The 17,011-nt window shown below is 34.4% G+C and carries 17 protein-coding genes; 10 read left to right on the top strand and 7 right to left on the bottom strand.

Annotated features, from left to right (window positions below):
• The first annotated feature begins 409 nt into the window (after positions 1-409).
• Together L0B53_RS00615 and L0B53_RS00610 are read left to right on the top strand one after the other, a co-directional pair.
• Entirely contained in the window at positions 410-3,004 is a 2,595-nt protein-coding gene (locus L0B53_RS00615; RefSeq protein WP_311197281.1) for an ExeM/NucH family extracellular endonuclease, read from the top strand.
• A 70-nt stretch (positions 3,005-3,074) separates the two neighbouring features.
• Positions 3,075-3,245, top strand: coding sequence for a YoaH family protein (locus tag L0B53_RS00610; protein WP_235059385.1), 171 nt, complete (start codon positions 3,075-3,077; stop codon positions 3,243-3,245).
• 135 nt (positions 3,246-3,380) lie between these two features.
• Here the strand turns inward: L0B53_RS00610 and nadE are convergent, their stop codons facing one another.
• Complete coding sequence (nadE, locus tag L0B53_RS00605) at positions 3,381-4,211, bottom strand: ammonia-dependent NAD(+) synthetase (protein WP_235059384.1); 831 nt, start codon at positions 4,209-4,211, stop codon at positions 3,381-3,383.
• 130 nt (positions 4,212-4,341) lie between these two features.
• Here nadE and L0B53_RS00600 point away from each other — a divergent pair, with 130 nt between their 5' ends.
• Entirely contained in the window at positions 4,342-4,860 is a 519-nt protein-coding gene (locus L0B53_RS00600) for a nicotinate-nicotinamide nucleotide adenylyltransferase (RefSeq protein ID WP_235059383.1), read from the top strand.
• Positions 4,861-4,866: 6 nt separating this feature from the next.
• Here the strand turns inward: L0B53_RS00600 and L0B53_RS00595 are convergent, their stop codons facing one another.
• The gene (locus L0B53_RS00595; protein ID WP_235059382.1) at positions 4,867-5,472 is read right to left on the bottom strand and encodes a hypothetical protein; all 606 of its coding nucleotides are present in this window, start codon (positions 5,470-5,472) and stop codon (positions 4,867-4,869) included.
• A gap of 338 nt (positions 5,473-5,810) precedes the next feature.
• On the opposite strand from L0B53_RS00595, the gene L0B53_RS00590 reads away from it, so the two are divergent.
• The gene (locus L0B53_RS00590) at positions 5,811-6,917 is read left to right on the top strand and encodes a 1-acyl-sn-glycerol-3-phosphate acyltransferase (RefSeq protein WP_235059381.1); all 1,107 of its coding nucleotides are present in this window, start codon (positions 5,811-5,813) and stop codon (positions 6,915-6,917) included.
• A gap of 144 nt (positions 6,918-7,061) precedes the next feature.
• On the opposite strand, the gene L0B53_RS00585 is transcribed toward L0B53_RS00590, so the two are convergent.
• From L0B53_RS00585 to L0B53_RS00575, 3 genes are all read right to left on the bottom strand, one after another.
• Positions 7,062-8,111: an outer membrane beta-barrel protein gene (locus L0B53_RS00585; RefSeq protein WP_235059380.1), complete on the bottom strand. Its 1,050-nt coding sequence runs from the start codon at positions 8,109-8,111 to the stop codon at positions 7,062-7,064.
• Between the two features lie 125 nt (positions 8,112-8,236).
• The gene (locus tag L0B53_RS00580; protein WP_235059379.1) at positions 8,237-9,187 is read right to left on the bottom strand and encodes a LysR family transcriptional regulator; all 951 of its coding nucleotides are present in this window, start codon (positions 9,185-9,187) and stop codon (positions 8,237-8,239) included.
• Positions 9,188-9,301: 114 nt separating this feature from the next.
• Positions 9,302-9,871, bottom strand: a complete 570-nt coding sequence (locus L0B53_RS00575; protein WP_235059378.1) for an isochorismatase family cysteine hydrolase — start codon at positions 9,869-9,871, stop codon at positions 9,302-9,304.
• Between the two features lie 305 nt (positions 9,872-10,176).
• Here L0B53_RS00575 and L0B53_RS00570 point away from each other — a divergent pair, with 305 nt between their 5' ends.
• The 4 genes from L0B53_RS00570 (at position 10,177) to L0B53_RS00555 (ending at position 13,087) form a co-directional block, all read left to right on the top strand.
• Positions 10,177-10,908, top strand: coding sequence for a site-specific integrase (locus L0B53_RS00570; protein WP_235059377.1), 732 nt, complete (start codon positions 10,177-10,179; stop codon positions 10,906-10,908).
• Between the two features lie 116 nt (positions 10,909-11,024).
• Positions 11,025-11,396, top strand: a complete 372-nt coding sequence (locus L0B53_RS00565; protein WP_235059376.1) for a TraR/DksA family transcriptional regulator — start codon at positions 11,025-11,027, stop codon at positions 11,394-11,396.
• A gap of 125 nt (positions 11,397-11,521) precedes the next feature.
• The gene (locus L0B53_RS00560; protein WP_235059375.1) at positions 11,522-12,730 is read left to right on the top strand and encodes a patatin-like phospholipase family protein; all 1,209 of its coding nucleotides are present in this window, start codon (positions 11,522-11,524) and stop codon (positions 12,728-12,730) included.
• Between the two features lie 18 nt (positions 12,731-12,748).
• The gene (locus L0B53_RS00555) at positions 12,749-13,087 is read left to right on the top strand and encodes a DUF1971 domain-containing protein (protein ID WP_235059374.1); all 339 of its coding nucleotides are present in this window, start codon (positions 12,749-12,751) and stop codon (positions 13,085-13,087) included.
• Positions 13,088-13,453: 366 nt separating this feature from the next.
• Here L0B53_RS00555 and yciH read toward each other — a convergent pair whose 3' ends face one another.
• Entirely contained in the window at positions 13,454-13,780 is a 327-nt protein-coding gene (yciH, locus tag L0B53_RS00550; protein WP_235059373.1) for a stress response translation initiation inhibitor YciH, read from the bottom strand.
• A gap of 155 nt (positions 13,781-13,935) precedes the next feature.
• Here yciH and L0B53_RS00545 point away from each other — a divergent pair, with 155 nt between their 5' ends.
• A complete protein-coding gene (locus L0B53_RS00545; RefSeq protein WP_235059372.1) occupies positions 13,936-14,445 on the top strand; it encodes a RimK/LysX family protein in 510 nt (169 codons plus the stop codon).
• Positions 14,446-14,537: 92 nt separating this feature from the next.
• Here L0B53_RS00545 and fabV read toward each other — a convergent pair whose 3' ends face one another.
• Complete coding sequence (fabV, locus tag L0B53_RS00540) at positions 14,538-15,740, bottom strand: enoyl-ACP reductase FabV (protein ID WP_235059371.1); 1,203 nt, start codon at positions 15,738-15,740, stop codon at positions 14,538-14,540.
• 176 nt (positions 15,741-15,916) lie between these two features.
• Between fabV and L0B53_RS00535 the strand changes: the two genes are divergently transcribed.
• Positions 15,917-16,888, top strand: coding sequence for a tyrosine-type recombinase/integrase (locus tag L0B53_RS00535; protein WP_235059370.1), 972 nt, complete (start codon positions 15,917-15,919; stop codon positions 16,886-16,888).
• Positions 16,889-17,011 lie beyond the last annotated feature (123 nt).

Raw genomic sequence — 17,011 nt, 5'->3', positions numbered from 1 at the left:
GCCCACACAGAAAATGAGTGGGCTTTTTTATATCCAGTACTTAAGCACAGCTAATAACTGTAAAGATTTTTTCATCACTCCTAACCATACCAATAATCTATATTTATCGAGTTTTACTCAATCGACGCTTACTATACTCAAAGTAATTGGAGTTGCTAGTAGGCGGCAAGTGAATGAGACCCCATGAGTATAGATGTACTGTATGATTGGGGCGAATGAGTGACGCCAACAACCTAGCAACTTCAAGTATGAAGAGTATATAAACTCCATTTACTTTGGGTATATACCTATGTGATGATTTTGTAAATCTTTTGGTAATACTTCACAGAATGAGCAATATAAACAGATAGTTAATGTTTTTTAAAATAAAATAATACTTCATAAATATATTATTAATGGAGTATTACCAATGAGTAATGGAATTTCACGGACTCTTCTTGCTTTAACAATTGGTGGTGTATTTACAGCCCCAGCTTATGCCGATGTGATCATTTCGCAATATATCGAAGGCGCAAGTTATAATAAAGCCATCGAAATAGTGAATACAGGTGATGAAGCGGTATCATTGGATAATTTTATTTTAGCAAAATCGGCTAATGGTAATGGAGAATGGGGGGCACAAAGATCTCTTACAGGCATTACTTTAGGTGCACAAGAAGTTTTAGTTTTATCTCATAAAGATGCCAATGCTCAAATCCAAGCAATAACTGATATCACAGACAGCCATGTTATCAATTTCAATGGTGATGACCCAATTGCATTATTGAATAGTGATGGATCTGTTCATGATATAATTGGCGAAATGGGAGATGTTAATTTTGCTCAAGATCAAACCTTAATTAAATTTTCTGACCAAATGACCCCATCTTCAGTCTATAATAAATCTCAATGGTCTACCTTAGAAAAAGATAGCCTAGAGGGCTTAGGCAGCCCAGAGGGAGCAGAACCTGTAGAACCTTTTTCTTGTTTAGTTAATGGTACAACACCTCAATTTACAACGATTCAAGAAATTCAAGGTGAAGGAAAAACATCGCCATTTATCTCAGGTTATCCATATATCACCGAAGAAGAGTATTACGTTAAAGGTGTTGTTACTGCTGTTACTACCGGGATCTCCAAAGGCTTTTATCTACACGCTTTAGTCGATGATCAAAATAATCAAACTTCAGAAGGTCTCTTTGTAAATACAAGTCAAACTGACGATATTTCAGCAGGTGATGTAGTTTGTGTTAAAGGTAATATTCAAGAGTATTACGATAATACCCAACTTAAAGCATCAACAGGGAATACATTAGTACAAAGTCAACAAGCCGTGCCTCAGGCAGAAACTATTATTCTAAAACCATCAGATGAGAGCTTTTCTGACACATTAGAGCGTTATGAAGGAATGTTGGTTGCTACCGATAAAGCGTTAGATTTACGCATTACTCGTACTTTTGGTTATGATTATGACGGTCGTCGTAATAATTTAGTTGTTGCACAAGGGGAAGTAAATTTACAACCGAACCAGATTTATGTTGCTAACTCAGAGCAGTCACATGCGCAACGTCAAAAAAATGCGGAACAACGTTTATTTGTAGAAACAGATCAAAAAGCGGCAGATGGTACCGTTCCTTTTTATCCTAATTTTGGTCGAACAGACGCAGATCAGAATGGTACAACCGAAGATGTATTGAGAATTAATGACACGATTACCGGTTTAGAAGGTGTTATTAATTATAGCTATAATGAGTATCGATTAATCACAACGAATACGATCACACGTGACGATATTATTTCTAATTCGCCTAGAACTGAGTCGCCAGCAGAAAAACAAGGTGATTTACGTGTCGCAACATTTAATGTTTTAAATTATTTTAATTCACCATTTGGTGGCGATCAAAACCCATTGAATCAGAATCGTGGTGCAAATAATCTAGAAGAGTTTGAAAGACAACAAGCTAAGATTGTTTCCGCTATCGTTAAACTGGATGCTGATATTATTGGCTTAATGGAGATTGAAAATAATGGCTTTGGTGACGGTAGCGCAATCAAACAGTTAGTTGAACAAATTAACGCTAAGATCAATAGTAAGAAAGACCAATATCAATATATTTCAGTCGATTCAAATCAGGATGGACAGTTTGATGAATTAGATTCTGTCGGTACGGATGCAATCAGTGTTGGGGTGATCTATCGGGTCAAGAGTGTTAAGCTTATTGAATCCCAGGTTATTGAAATGCCGCGTCAACAAGCACCTACTGTTTATGATGATAGTGGCGACGAGATTGAAAGTGGTCTAAATTATCAGCGAGATACTCTTGCCCCAACGTTTAAGATTAAAGGTGGGAATGATAAAGAACCTAGTGAATACTTAACCGTTGCAGTTAATCATTTAAAATCAAAAGGTTCTAAATGTTGGGAAGATGCAGCACCCATTGATCAAGGTGGTCAAAATCAACAGGATCTAGACTATCAGGGGTCATGTGAAAACTTCCGAGTTGCAGGGGTTGTAGCTTTAGGTGAAGCATTAAATCATATTGATGAGCAACAAAAGAAAAATCAAGTACATCATACGATTATACTCGGTGATTTAAATGCCTATGGGCAGGAAGATCCACTACTAATCTTGACGGATTACTCTAAAGATAAGTATCAGAAAGAGATTCGTGCAGCTCGTGATACTTATATTGGCGATAAAATTCAATATGGTGAAGAGGGTGCAGTGATTAATCAGAACTTTGGTTATATCAATGCAGTTTCTAAGTTACACCCAGTAGGTTGGAGCTACTCTTATGATGATGAAGTTGGTTCACTTGACCATATTTTGATCTCACCAACACTTGAAAGTAAATTAGTCAATGCAACGGAATGGCATATCAATGCAGCTGAATCAACTTTGTTTGATTATAACGGAGAATATAAGGGAGATTTCCCCCATTATTTAGATCACTACCGTTCATCAGATCATGATCCAGCGATTGTAGATTTAAATATTTATCATAATCAAAAAGGAAATCATTAACCTTTAGTTGATGACAACTTAAACGATATCCATTAAACTCGCGCTTAATTATGATAATTTGAGAGTAACGATGCGAAACAATGAACCTGTATTAAACCACAATGAGCAACAGATTGCCGCTGAAAAAATTCAGAAGCTGATGGCTGAAGGTATGCCAAGTGGGGCAGCGATTATGCAAGTTGCGAATGAATTACGTGAAAAGCATCAAGCTGAGAAAAACGCTCAACAAGAGAGTGAATGATATCAGTATCAAGTTTGATAAACTTGAATATATTAGTTAAATGATTGATTTAAATAAAAGAGCAGATTAAAAACTGCTCTTTTTTTATAAGTTAATTTTGAAAAGCTCAACTATTATTGAGTTATTATTTCAGAGTTAATCATAGATCGTAGGAATAGGGCGACGTTTATGTTGAGTACGTTGATAAATAGTGATTAATTTCTCTTTCACTTCTGGGTCTTCACACTTTCCTTCAAGAAAATCATCAATTTGCTCATAAGTTAATCCTAATGCTGATTCATCAGTTTTTTGTGGGTCAAGCTCTTCTAAATCTGCGGTTGGCGCTTTCTTAACCAATGTTTCTGGTGCACCAAGAACATCGGCTATTTCTCTAATTTGTCGTTTATTTAAACCGAATAAAGGGGCCAAATCACAAGCACCATCGCCCCATTTAGTATAAAAGCCTGTGATGTTTTCAGCGGAGTGATCCGTTCCGATAACTAGCCCATTAGTTAAGCCAGCAACTTCATATTGAGCAATCATGCGAGTTCTCGCTTTGACATTGCCTTTATTGAAATCCAATGACGCTTGATCTGAATGAAGCAGCGATGCATTTGATAAAGCGAACAGGGTATTTTCGTGAACACCATTTGCACCATCGGCAATATTTATACTAATTGATTGTGAGGGTTGGATAAATGACAGAGCTAACTGAGCCTCATCTTCATCTTTTTGAATATCAAAAGGTAGACGAACGGCAATGAATTGGTATTTATCTGTTGCTTCATCTTTATTTAGTTTATCAATAGCAAGTTGAGCTAAACGACCACAAGTTGTCGAGTCTACGCCGCCACTAATCCCTAAAACTAGTGTTGATACATGGGCAGTTTTAACCGTCTTAATGATAAAATCAATTCGTCTTTCAATTTCAAATTGAGGGTCAATTGAAGGTAAGACACGCATCTCTTCAATAATCTGTTGTTCCATAATAGTACCTATTTACGAATTAAATTTAATACTAAATCTAATATTTTTCGGTGAATAAACGAGATGAATTGAATGAACAATTCAGTATAATACATTGTAACATTATAAAAATAAAAGTGAGACAGATTAGATGAAACAACAAATTGCAATTTTTGGCAGTGCGTTTAACCCACCAACCATCGGACACCTGTCTGTTATTAATCATCTCCTACATTTTGATAAAATTCTCATCGTACCAAGTATTGCCCATGCTTGGGGGAAACAAATGTTAGATTTTCAATTACGCTGTTCGTTGGTTGAAACATTTATTTCTGATATTGCCAGTAGCAAAGTTGAAGCTTGTTTTGACGAAGAACAGTTATTAGGAGAAAATAAAGCTGTAACTACCTATATGTTATTAAGCCATTTACAAAATATCAACCCAGATGCAGAGCTTACCTTTGTGATCGGGCCAGATAATTTATTAAACTTCTCAAAATTTAGCCAAGCGGAAGAGATTGTTAAAAAATGGAAAGTCTTAGCATGTCCTGAAACGGTACAAGTGAGAAGCAGTACCGTAAGGGAGGCGATTAAAAATCAACAGTCTATTGATTCAATGCTTACTAAATCAGTAGCTAAGAAGATAATTCAAAGCCACTGTTATCAATAAAAAGTGCTATTTTGTCTGTAATAAATCGTCGATAAAATCTGGAGAACAATATAACTTCAATAATTCCAGAAGTGAAGCTTCACTCAATTGATGATGGTTTCTACAAATTGAACTCCATTTTGTTCCAGACTTTCGCTGTTTGACCACTTCTTTACAAAGATTAAACTCTTTTATGTTCTCAATATTATGATTAAGTGCTCGACTAAGATCTTTTTTATTTAAACTGATTGTTTGGTATTTTATCTGTTGAAATAGAACATTTAATAATTGATGCTCTTCATCAGTACTTGAATGATGGCTTGCTAAAGTAAATAATAATTGCTCGAAAAGAGCAGAGATTAAAAAACCACTGACAATCGGAAGTTGTCCAATTAATCTGGGTGAAAACAGCACCTCATCATAAATTGTATCAGGAGTTGATGTTACCGCATGTAGACAATCAAATGGTAGCCAAAATGATTCACCTTCACGTATTAATAACTCATTTTTCCCTAGTCTAATAAATAACGCACCTTGGCGAACAGTAATTAATTTAGCCATGATTGTGGCTTTGCGTGGACTAATCGTTAGGTACTGAGTATGGTGTTGGTTATATTCAATCTTGTAATTCATTAAGTAACCTTTAATTTAAGGGAGAATGACCCTAAGTTTGACGCGAGGATAACTATACCGTCTGACTTGAAGTTGCTAGATTGCTAGCTACACTTATTTGCGCATATCCTATAGTATACCAAAGCCTGACCTTGCTGCTGGTTCACTAACAACGCCAATTATTTTAAGTATATATTGGCGATTTTATTCTTATAGGTCAATATTTAAAGTTACTATAATGGAAAGCAGATCTGACCAGTGATAATATCATGAACAATCTCTATTTTTTGGCTGTTAAGTTGATAAAATTTTGAACGAATAAGATATAATGCCTGCGTATCTTTAATTGATGAAAAAAAATGACCGATAAATATAAAGAGATTCGTCCTTTCAATGATAATGAAGTTGAAGAGGCTATTAAGCGATTAATTCATGATGATGAATTTACTGATGCGATTATTAAATATCGTTTCCCACGCCTTTCAAATAGTTTTGGTTGGTTACTAAAACCGATTATTTGCCGCTTTTTACAAAAAAAGTGGTCAAAAGTTCAAACAGTACGAGATGTTCAACTCGCTGTTGCAGCTTACATGGATAATATGATTAAAACCAGTACTGATGGTGTAAGCTATTCAGGTATTGATAATCTAGATCCAAATCAATCTTATGTTTTTATTTCTAATCATCGAGATATTGCCATGGATCCCGCATTTGTGAATTGGGGGTTACATACTTCTGGACGTGATACATTAAGAATCGCTATTGGTGATAACTTATTAAAGAAACCTTGTGCGACTGAATTAATGAAATTAAACAAAAGCTTCATTGTTAATCGTTCAGCAACGGCACCAAGAGAGATGTTAAAGGCATTAACTCAACTTTCCGGTTATATTAAGTCATCTTTGGATGAGCACCAATCAATTTGGATTGCCCAACGAGAAGGTCGAGCAAAAGATGGGGATGATAAGACAGAACCTGCTATCTTAAAAATGCTTTTTGTTAATGGTAAGAGAGAAAAGATTCCTTTTTCTGAATATATGCAATCATTAAACATTGTTCCTGTCTCTATATCTTATGAAGATGATCCTTGTGATATTGCAAAAGCTCAAGAACTTTATCAAAAGAGCCAAACAGGCAGTTATGATAAAAGTGAATTTGAAGATATAGAAAGTATTATCTCTGGTATTACTGGATATAAAGGAAAGGTTCATGTTAGCTTTGGTGATGCAATCAAAGATGAATTTGAAACACCAGAAGATTTAGCCTTAGAGATCGATCGGCAAATCACGAATAATTATCAGTTATACGCAAATAACTTTATTGCAGCAAAGGTTGAAAGTGACATTGTAACAGATAGTAAGCGTGTCGCGTTTAATAATAAGTTAGCAGCGTTGGAACCTGGTGTTGCTGAGATTGTACGAAAAATGTACGCATATCCGGTACTGAAGCAGCAAGATAATAATTGATCTATCACTAAGATTCTTAGTACAAAATTAAATCACAAGAAAGAAGCATAATCCCTAAATGAGATCATTTTTTAGAGATTTGCTTCTTATATTTGTTCTCTTTGACTATAAAGTCAAAAGATTAAATGGTGTTAATTAATTTGATTACTTTGGTTGAACAACAAAACTTGGGGTATAAACTTCAACACGACGGTTCTCTGCTCGTCCTGCTTCTGTTTTATTTGTCGCGACAGGTTGTGATTCACCACGTCCTTCAATCACCATTCTATTTCTTCCAATTGAATAATTACTTGAAATTGCTGCAGCCACTGCTTGTGCACGTTCTTGGGATAACTGTTGGTTATAAGCTTCCGTGCCTCGACTATCAGTATGGCCCACGACAAATAATTTGCTTTGGGAATACTGATTGACTCTTTGAATAACAGGATCTAAACGACGCTTACTTTCTGCCGATAATCTTGAACTATCAAAAGCAAACGGTAGATCAACACTTAACGAATCAATAGTGATAGGTGTAGGTTTTACGATTGGTTTTACAATGGGTTTAGGGATGATGACTGGTTCTGGCTCAGGAATAATGATAGGTTCAACGACAAGAGGTTGTGCTTTTGCTCCAAAATTATAAGCAAAACTAATCCCATAGAAATGAACATCGGATTCACCAACTTTATCATCATTACCAACATTGGGATACATTTGATACTCTAAGCGTGAAGAAAAGTTAGGAGTGAAATAATATTCTAAACCTGCACCGAATGTTGGCCCTAGATCCCAATCACTTTCTGATTCATTCCAATTAGAATTTGAAGTTTCAACATGGGAGAATGCAGCTCCAGCTTTCGCAAATAGATCTAAAGACGAGGTTAGATCTGTGGAAAACTTACCAACTAAATCAATAGTTTGTGCTTTATAATCAACAGAAGGGTTACCATATTTATCGCTATGTGGAGATAACTCGGCTTCGCCTAAATAAGTATAACCCGTTTCTAAAGCAAAGTAGTCGGTGAAATTATAGCCAAGATATAAACCTCCACCAATATCATCCTTGTCACAAGATTCATTGCCCAGTTCACAAGCATTGCTGAAATGAGTGCCACCTACTCGCAAACCACTATACCAATTAAAATCATTGGAAGCTGCTGCGGGGAAAGTAAGTAATAGCGTTAATGGTAATACTGCTTTAATTGTTGTCATGATATTTCCTTATTATGTTTATATTGCCAACAGGCTATAAACTAAAGGATTTATCATTTACTACAATATTTTAACGGTCACTTATGCGCCTATTTTATAGCAAGTATCATAATTGATATTAATTGCTATAATAAAAACCAGAAATAATATTTATTATTTAAAAAGATTATTATCCCAAAAAGGGGATCGCCAATCTGTTGAACCATAAAGTCGATAAAACATCGCATTTTAGGAGCTAAAAACTGCCTACGTGGATAAACTAAATAAATCGGAAGGGGCATATCTGCTTCCCAATCAGCTAGAAGTTGAACTAATTTATTCTCAGCAAGTTCGTTATTTAACAAATAAGTGGCGATATAGGCAACACCCATTCCAAGCTTTGCAGCCTCACAAATCGCAGGAGCATTATCTACTCGATATTTCCCATGAACATGAATCGATTGGTGTTCATCATTTTTGGTGAATTCCCATTGTTCATATTTCCGTCGTTTACCATAATAAGTAATGCAATTATGTTCCGTAAGATCTGAAGGTTGTCTAATTGTCGGATGTTGAGCGATATACTCTGGTGAAGCCACTGTAATAAATCGACATTCAGCTAATTTTCTTGCAACCATTCCTTCAGGTAAGGTTTCATGGACGGCAATCCAACAGTCATAACGTTCTTCTAACAGATTAGGTTTTCTGTCAAATAGATTAATTTCAAGTGAAACATCGGGATAATGTGTTTGAAATTTTTGTAGTAAAGGGGTGATCTGATTTAAACCGAAAGATTGAGCCAGTCCAATTCTTAATGTACCTTTAACTTGATCACTATATCCGGCAGCTAATGCATCGGCTTCATCCATCGTTTCGATTAAGTGTTCGCCAAAGGAAGCATATTGTTTACCAATATCTGTTAGGATGACACTTCTTGTACTTCTTTGCACTAATTGACAGCCAAGTCGTACTTCAAGTTGCTTAAGTATTTTACTTACCTGAGATTTAGATATATTTAACTGCTCAGATGCACGAGTAAAGTTTTTCTCTTTAGCGATTGTTGCTAAAACAACCATCTGTTGTAAATTATTAAACATTTTAACCAATCAAGTAGGTAAAGAAAGTAAACGAATTATACTTTGATAATGGTAGATTATGAAATAGTTAACTTGGCCACAATCTTAAAATTCAAGAACACTCATAACGAATGATTACTTTATTAGTGTATCAACATTAATACAATCAGCCAGTCGACTAATCATTTCTAATGAAGCTTGATGTTCAATCTGAGTAGAAGCTGCGCATGCATCTTGAATCACAGTCAATTGATAATCACGGTCATGGCCATCACGAACGATCGATTGGATAGCCCAAGTCGTACTTACGCCTGAAATAAGTAGAGCATCAATTTTATTGACACGTAAAATTGCGTCTAATTGAGTATTATAAAAAGGATTAATACGCGGTTTGATCACAATAAGATCGTTATCAGAAAAATCAAGATCTTGATGAAACTCAGTTCCCCAATGGTTCAATTCTAATGCTTTATATTGATCAGCTTGCCCAAAGATTGGGGATGATTTTGGTTGGCTGTGATAATTTGAATCAAAACCTACTTTGACAAAAATTGTTAAAACGTTCTTTTCTTTAGCCCAAGAAATCGCTTGATTCGCTTTCTCTATTACATTGTTCTCTCTTACTTGTTCAGCACAACTTGGTATTTTCCCATTGGAATGGACAATATCATTTATAAAATCAATCACGATTAAGGCTGTTTTCATAATATTTTTTCTCTGCGTTTACTTAGAATTACCTTCATTATAGCTTATAGAAACAGCTATCTTGATCAAATCTAGTTTCTAAACATAGTTATCTAAAGATAGTTTCTAAAAATATCAAGTTACACTGTAACTTGCTAAGGTAAATTTTATACAGATATCTAGGTAATGATGAGTACAAATTATGGTACACTTAGATCCTAAAATAACCATTTTAGGATCTAAGTGTGATCATTGGTTTAATATTAAATAAATATAACCGATTGATTTTAAAAGAGTTAATTATTGATTGGGATGTTGGGTAACTTATGGCAAGAAGAGCATTAAAAAGAGTTGATCTTGAAATTCAAGATAATAGTTTAATTAAGATCAATAATCGAAAACCAGTTTCTAAGCCACCAACTGATATCATTATTTATAATAAAGTTTTAGATGCTGTTCATCAACGAAATCCAATATTGGCCTTGTTACTCGATATGTTAGGGCACACTGGTCTGCGTTATTCTGATGGAGAATTTTTAATAAAAGAAGATTTCATCAACAAGGATGGCAAATTTAAATCATCAATGGTTATTATTCAACGCAAAATATATTCTTCAACATTAACTCGTCTTATCAAGGCAGCTAAGAATAAAAAGAAAGAATTTAATATTAAAAACTTTGAAAACCAAGCGAGAAAATCGGCTGAAGTAGAAATCTATATTTCTGATGGAATGAAAAGTATTGTGCTTGATGCTCTTCATTTTAATCGAAATGAAAAGTTTTTATTTGCTAATAAACATCATTTAAGTGCAGGTTGGCCAATTAATATTAGAAATGCTAATAATATTCTTCGTAAAGTGGGGGAAGAATTAAACGTTGAAAATATAAGAACACACTCCTTCAGAAAGTGGTTTGCCAATCAGGTTATAGAAGCAGGAGGAACGCCAGTAATTGTACGAGATCTTTTAGGGCAAAAATCTTTAGATACTACAACTTTATATGTTTCAACAACCATTCAACAACGATCTGAAGTTATAAGAAAAATAAATAATTATTAACTGTATCAAAGTTAAATAAAAGTAAAGCCAACCACTCACAAGAAACATTTTATTTACAAAATGGTTATAATTGATCTATAATAAATAAATATTAATGGAGTAATATAAGGTTTGTTATGGAACACGTTGCACTAAATGCTAAAGAAACGCTAAATATGCAGTTAAAAACACTACAAACTAATTTAGCAATAAAAAAAATAGATTTAACAAATCATAAAGAGAGTGCGGCTGGTTTTTCTGACCCAGCGGATTCCTCTGAAATGAATGAGCGTTTTATGCGAGAGCACACTGAAATTCATCGTTTAACGATACGAATAGATAAAACGCTTTTCGCGTTACGAGAAGTCGCTAATGGTGATTATGGTTATTGTAAAAATTGTGGTGAAGAGATCCCAGAAAAACGTTTAAATTTAGTACCTGAATCTACTTATTGTTTTGATTGTTTAGATATTCTTGAATACAAACAAAAAGTCGGCGTATATTGTTAATAATATCACTTCAAATAAATATTCGCTTCTTTTAAAGAAGCGAATAAATCATAAATGTCTCAATTAACTTTAAAAATCCTCATTCTACTTCTACAATAATATTAATTGTTATTAAAGGAGTTGTTATGTTTCGTAAGATATATATTCTGATCTTCATGTTTATCCTCTCAGCTTGCTCTACTGATCATCCACTAGATAAGCGAGTTAAAGAGAATAACTATCAAACAGCAACTTTAACAAAAAAACAAACATTAGAAGAATCCCAACAATACCGTTTTTTTGGCGATGTAAAACCCGACTTTTTAATCAAAATAGAAGAAAATAATTACAGAGATAATAGGTCGAATACAATTAGAAAAAATGGAGAACAGTTTAATATCTTAGTTCTCTCAGGAGGAGGAGAGCGTGGTGCTTATGGTGCAGGCGTTTTAGCTGGTCTACATCACTCTGGAAAATTGCCCCATTTTGATTTTATTACTGGAGTGAGTGCTGGTGCATTAATGGCTCCATTTGTATACGTTGGCGATAAACATTTTAAGGATCTTAAAGGGGTCATGCTAGGATTGAACGATAATCTTTTATTAGGAAAGCCAAAAGGTTATTTACAAACTCTTTTTAGTGATGCTTTTGCACATGGTGATACTTTGTATGATGTCGTCAATAGAGTTTATGATAACCAATTTATTGAAGATATTGCCACTGAATATAATAAAACAGGCAGGAAATTGTTGATTGGCACAACTAATTTTGATTCTGGGCGACAAGTTGTTTGGGATTTAGGCAAGTTAGCGGCAAGCGATCTTCCTAATAAAAGTAAATTAATTCATCAAGTTTTAGCTGCAAGTGCATCAATCCCTGGTATATTCCCACCACAATTTTTACCTGTATATATAGATGGTAAACAATATGAAGAGATGCATGTAGACGGTGGCTTGTCACAACAGTTATTTTTTGATCCAATTGGTTTTGATCTAAATGAATACAGCAAACATCATGGTTATACCAAATCACCTGAGGTATATATCATCCGTAATGGAGCCTTAACATTTAGATTTTCAGAAGTAAAAGATAGCGTATTAAGTTTAGCTGCTCGAAGTGTCGATAATTTAATACTAGCGCAAACGAGAGGTGATCTTTATCGAGAGTTTTATATTAGTAATCGTATGAACACTAAGGTTAATTTGACTTATGTAGATAAAGAATTTACTTATAAACCTAGTGGAAAACATTTTTTTGATAAAGAGTATATGACTAAACTTTATCAATATGGTTATGATAAAGCCCAAAAAGATGATTTTTGGATTAATAAAATTCCACCATCATATGTAGAATAATTTTAGAGGATACTATAAATGATTCCAGAAGATTTTGTGAACTATAAAACGACAGATCTCTTTAATAAAGAGAACATACCGAAGATGTTCTTATTTGAACATAATACTAAAGCGGGTGTTTATGGCCGAATTGTTGTCAGCTCAGGCCAATTAAAGTTTTATGGTTTTGATCAACGTCGAGGTAAAGTAGAACAAGAGATTGTAATAAATGCAGGAGAAATAGCAATATCTCCACCAGAGTATTGGCATAAAGTTGAATTCCTCACAGAAGACACCGAATTTAAAGTTGAGTTTTATGCTCAAAAAGATTCAGAGATAGTAGCTAAAAATTTAAGTGAACGAGCCGAAAAGTTTTAATTCAATGACTTCACCGTCATTGAAAAGAATAATAGATAAAGCTTGAAGATAACTGTTTTCAGGCTTTTTTAACTTGGCTTAAAAGGGACATTATCGCTTTGCGCCTACAAAATAAGTACACATAATGTATCTTATGTTAAATAGAGTGATGAGTTATTAATCCATAATTGAATAGATGACATTTATGACAAGCTTAAATCTCTCTTCCACTATCAAAAGTCCATAAGCAATATAAGCTATTGAACATAATGGCTATTTACCATAAAATAGATTATTAGTAGTTAAAGTAAATCTGTCACTAATCATCATGAAATTAGCTACTCGTATCTAAATCCATGATGATTAATGCAAGATTAACAAACTAAATCAGCCACCTGCAAGCTTTACTTTGAAGCCTTTCTTTTCAAGATATACTTTGATTTGATCTCTTTTATCGCCTTGAATCTCAATATCAAAACCTTTTATAGAGCCACCACAACCGCAAACTTTTTTGAGTTCAGCGGCTATTTTCTTTAGCTCAGCAGCGTCGTAATCAAGTCCGGTAATAATACAAACACCTTTGCCTTTTCGGCCTTTAGTCTGTTTTTGGATACGAATAATGCCATCGCTGATAGGCTTTTGCTGTAGTTCTTTCTCTGGTTCAATACGACCAAATTCTGTGGAATAAACTAAAGGGGTTTCATTTTTTGGCACGATGCTTTCCTCTTAAAAATATTTTTGATCTATACTGAAACTGAAGTCATAAATAATAGTCATATATTATATAACTTTACTTATTTAGTCATCGTCACAGATAATTAAACCATTATATCAAATAATTCTTTTTGATGGATTACAGAGTACCAATAATGAAAAAATCTTATTTATTACTTCTACCTACACTACTGGTTGTTAACTCTTATACTTATGCTGGTAATACTATGAGTGAAAAACGAATTGTCGGTCCTTTAGAAACTATTCATGTTGCAGATGCAAATTTTGATATGGTTGCAAGGATTGATACTGGGGCAGCTCGTAGCAGTATCAATGTTACCGGCATTAAAGTGATCGATCCTGATTCAAAAAAAGTGAAAGATAATCTAGGTAAAAGAATTAAATTTACCATTGTTGATACAGATGGCACATCGGTTGACTTAGAGAAAAAAATCACTCAAGTTATAAAAGTCAGAAATGCCCAAGGTGTTGAATGGCGTTACGGTGTCACTATGGATTTAGGATGGAATGGTGAACATAAAGAAGTTAAGGTCAATTTGAGAGATCGTTCAAAAATGAATTATAAATTACTGATCGGTCGAGATTGGCTAACCAATGATTATCTTGTTGATGTTGATAAAAAAGACGAAGACGATAATAAGTGATATTTCACAGAGATAAAAAAGGTTCTACCCTACTCTAGCCCTTTATTGAAAGGTTAAAATAATGGCTAGAACCTTTTTAGATTCTCAGTTAATTAGATATCTTGAACATCAAAATCTACAACTGGATTAACATCGGCTGTGTAATCAACAGAGTCAATATCAAAGCCAAATAATCGTAAGAATTCAGCTTTGTAAGCTTCATAATCCGTCAATTCTTTCAGGTTATCTGTTGTCACTTGCGGCCATAAGTTTTGGCAATGCTGTTGAATAACTTCACGTAATTCCCAATCATCTAAACGTAAACGATTTTTGTCATCGACTTGAGCTGCAGAAGCATCTGCTTTATAAAGACGCTCAGAGAACATACGGTAGATCTGTTCCATACAACCTTCATGAACACCTTCTTCACGCATCTTCTTAAAGACCATTGCGATATAAAGAGGCATGACTGGAATTGCAGAACTAGCTTGTGTTACAACACTTTTAAGTACAGCAACGTTGGCACTACCACCTTTAGCCGAAAGTTTAGTATTGAGTTCGGTTGCTGCTCTATCTAAATCCATTTTCGCTTTACCTAGAGCGCCATCCCAATAGATTGGCCAAGTAAGTTCAGTTCCAATGTAGCTGTACGCAACCGTCTTACAGTTATCACTTAAAACGCCGGCATCAGAAAGTGCATTAATCCAAAGTTCCCAATCTTGGCCACCCATTACTGTAATTGTATCGTCGATTTCTTGCTCAGTCGCAGGTTCAACGCTTGCTTCAATAATTTGATCTTTATTTGTATCAACGGCTGCTGATGTATAAGTTTCACCAATTGGTTTTAATGATGAACGAACTAATTCACCCGTTTCTGGCATTTTTCGAACTGGAGATGCTAATGAGTATACAACCATGTCTACTTGACCAAGATCTTCCTTGATAAGTTCAATTGTTTTTTGCTTAGCTTCATTAGAGAACGCATCTCCATTTAAACTTTTAGAATATAAACCGGCAGCTTTAGCTGCTTTATCAAATGCTGCTGAGTTGTACCAACCTGCTGATCCAGGTTTTCTTTCGGTTCCCGGTTTTTCAAAGAAAATTCCGATTGTAGCAGCATCACCACCAAAAGCAGCAGCGATACGAGAAGACATACCATAACCACTTGAAGCGCCAATAACTAAAACACGTTTTGGTGCATTAGCAATTTTACCTTTATTTTTTGTGTACTCAATCTGCTGTTGGATGTTTTTCTCACAACCAATTGGGTGAGTTGTTGTACAAATAAAGCCGCGAATTCTAGGTTTAATAATCATCTGATAGTTTTCCTTTAATGTAATACCTATAGGATAAATTGTTCTTACCTTGTGATCACTCTTTTTTTATTAAAAAGCTTCTGGTTGGATCTGTTTTGTATCCATATATATATTATATTGATTTTATTTTAAATTTCGTGTTTAATTAGCTACCAACCAACAAGTTATAGTGCACTATGTCAAAGAATATACCGATCTTTAACGATATAGAACAGATAAATAAGTTATCTACGTTACTATTGAATGAACCTATAACGATTGAATTAATGCAAACATTAACCTCAAACTGTTATGCGAGAAATTCATTACTCTCTTTTAAAAATGATTTGATACATTTTCGTGAATTCTGCCTATTAAATAATAGAATGGCATTACCTTCTTCAGCAGAAACCGTCATCACTTTTCTTCATCATTTTAGTCAAGATAAAAAATATGCATCTATCAAACGTTGTGGGGTCACAATTTCATTAGTGCATAAAACTTTAAGCTTGAAAGATCCAATGAGTACTAGCCAAGTTCAATTATTACTCAGAAAATTAAGGATTGAAAAGCAAGGTGATAGTAAGCAAGCTGAACCTTTTCGCCAGCAACATCTATACAAATTAATTCAAAAATTAAGCCTAAGTGATCATTTAAAAGATATCAGAGATATCGCAATTTGGTCATTGATGTTAGAAAACCTTTTAAAACGGAGCGAACTAACCGCTTTAACGATTGATCGGTTGTATATCGACAATAAAAATGAACAGGTGTATTTACAACTTATTGATAATGAGTTTTTGCCTCTTTCATCTGATACTCAAACCGCATTAAGTCACTGGATCTCTGCTGCTAATATTGATTCTGGCTTCCTATTTAGACGGATAGATAAACATCAAAATATTGGAAGCAATCCAATGGATCACTCTTCTATTTATCGGGTATTTCGACGTGCCAGTGAATTGTTAGGAATAAAAAAACACTTCTCTGGACAATCTCCTCGTGTAGGCGCAGTTAAGGATTTATCGGATCAAGGTGTAAAGTTAAATGAAATACAGACACTTGGACGCTGGCGAAGTAATGCTATGCCAGCACAATATATTGGTTTGTATCATCAGCAACAACAACAGTTTGCAAAATTTAGAAAGAAACAACAGCTATCAGATTAATAAAATAATTAACTTGATGTAAGCTTACCACCTAAATTTCCTCATTCTCCCAATCATATAATCAACGATATGATTGGGAGACATTCACTTGTCGTGGGCTAGCAATTCAAGTGAATGTATAAG

This window comes from Vibrio sp. SS-MA-C1-2, from assembly GCF_021513135.1.
Classification (GTDB): domain Bacteria; phylum Pseudomonadota; class Gammaproteobacteria; order Enterobacterales; family Vibrionaceae.
This window is presented reverse-complemented; position numbering and strand designations above follow the sequence as displayed.

Bases quoted from the DNA above. Each gene is read 5' to 3' on its own strand.
- L0B53_RS00610 (WP_235059385.1), top strand. From the start codon at position 3,075: ATGCGAAACAATGAACCTGTATTAAACCACAATGAGCAACAGATTGCC.
- L0B53_RS00580 (WP_235059379.1), bottom strand. From the start codon at position 9,187: ATGTTTAATAATTTACAACAGATGGTTGTTTTAGCAACAATCGCTAAA.
- L0B53_RS00585 (WP_235059380.1), bottom strand. From the start codon at position 8,111: ATGACAACAATTAAAGCAGTATTACCATTAACGCTATTACTTACTTTC.
- L0B53_RS00575 (WP_235059378.1), bottom strand. From the start codon at position 9,871: ATGAAAACAGCCTTAATCGTGATTGATTTTATAAATGATATTGTCCAT.
- L0B53_RS00615 (WP_311197281.1), top strand. From the start codon at position 410: ATGAGTAATGGAATTTCACGGACTCTTCTTGCTTTAACAATTGGTGGT.
- L0B53_RS00560 (WP_235059375.1), top strand. From the start codon at position 11,522: ATGTTTCGTAAGATATATATTCTGATCTTCATGTTTATCCTCTCAGCT.
- L0B53_RS00570 (WP_235059377.1), top strand. From the start codon at position 10,177: ATGGCAAGAAGAGCATTAAAAAGAGTTGATCTTGAAATTCAAGATAAT.
- L0B53_RS00555 (WP_235059374.1), top strand. From the start codon at position 12,749: ATGATTCCAGAAGATTTTGTGAACTATAAAACGACAGATCTCTTTAAT.
- L0B53_RS00590 (WP_235059381.1), top strand. From the start codon at position 5,811: ATGACCGATAAATATAAAGAGATTCGTCCTTTCAATGATAATGAAGTT.
- L0B53_RS00600 (WP_235059383.1), top strand. From the start codon at position 4,342: ATGAAACAACAAATTGCAATTTTTGGCAGTGCGTTTAACCCACCAACC.
- L0B53_RS00595 (WP_235059382.1), bottom strand. From the start codon at position 5,472: ATGAATTACAAGATTGAATATAACCAACACCATACTCAGTACCTAACG.
- nadE (WP_235059384.1), bottom strand. From the start codon at position 4,211: ATGGAACAACAGATTATTGAAGAGATGCGTGTCTTACCTTCAATTGAC.
- L0B53_RS00545 (WP_235059372.1), top strand. From the start codon at position 13,936: ATGAAAAAATCTTATTTATTACTTCTACCTACACTACTGGTTGTTAAC.
- fabV (WP_235059371.1), bottom strand. From the start codon at position 15,740: ATGATTATTAAACCTAGAATTCGCGGCTTTATTTGTACAACAACTCAC.
- L0B53_RS00565 (WP_235059376.1), top strand. From the start codon at position 11,025: ATGGAACACGTTGCACTAAATGCTAAAGAAACGCTAAATATGCAGTTA.
- L0B53_RS00535 (WP_235059370.1), top strand. From the start codon at position 15,917: ATGTCAAAGAATATACCGATCTTTAACGATATAGAACAGATAAATAAG.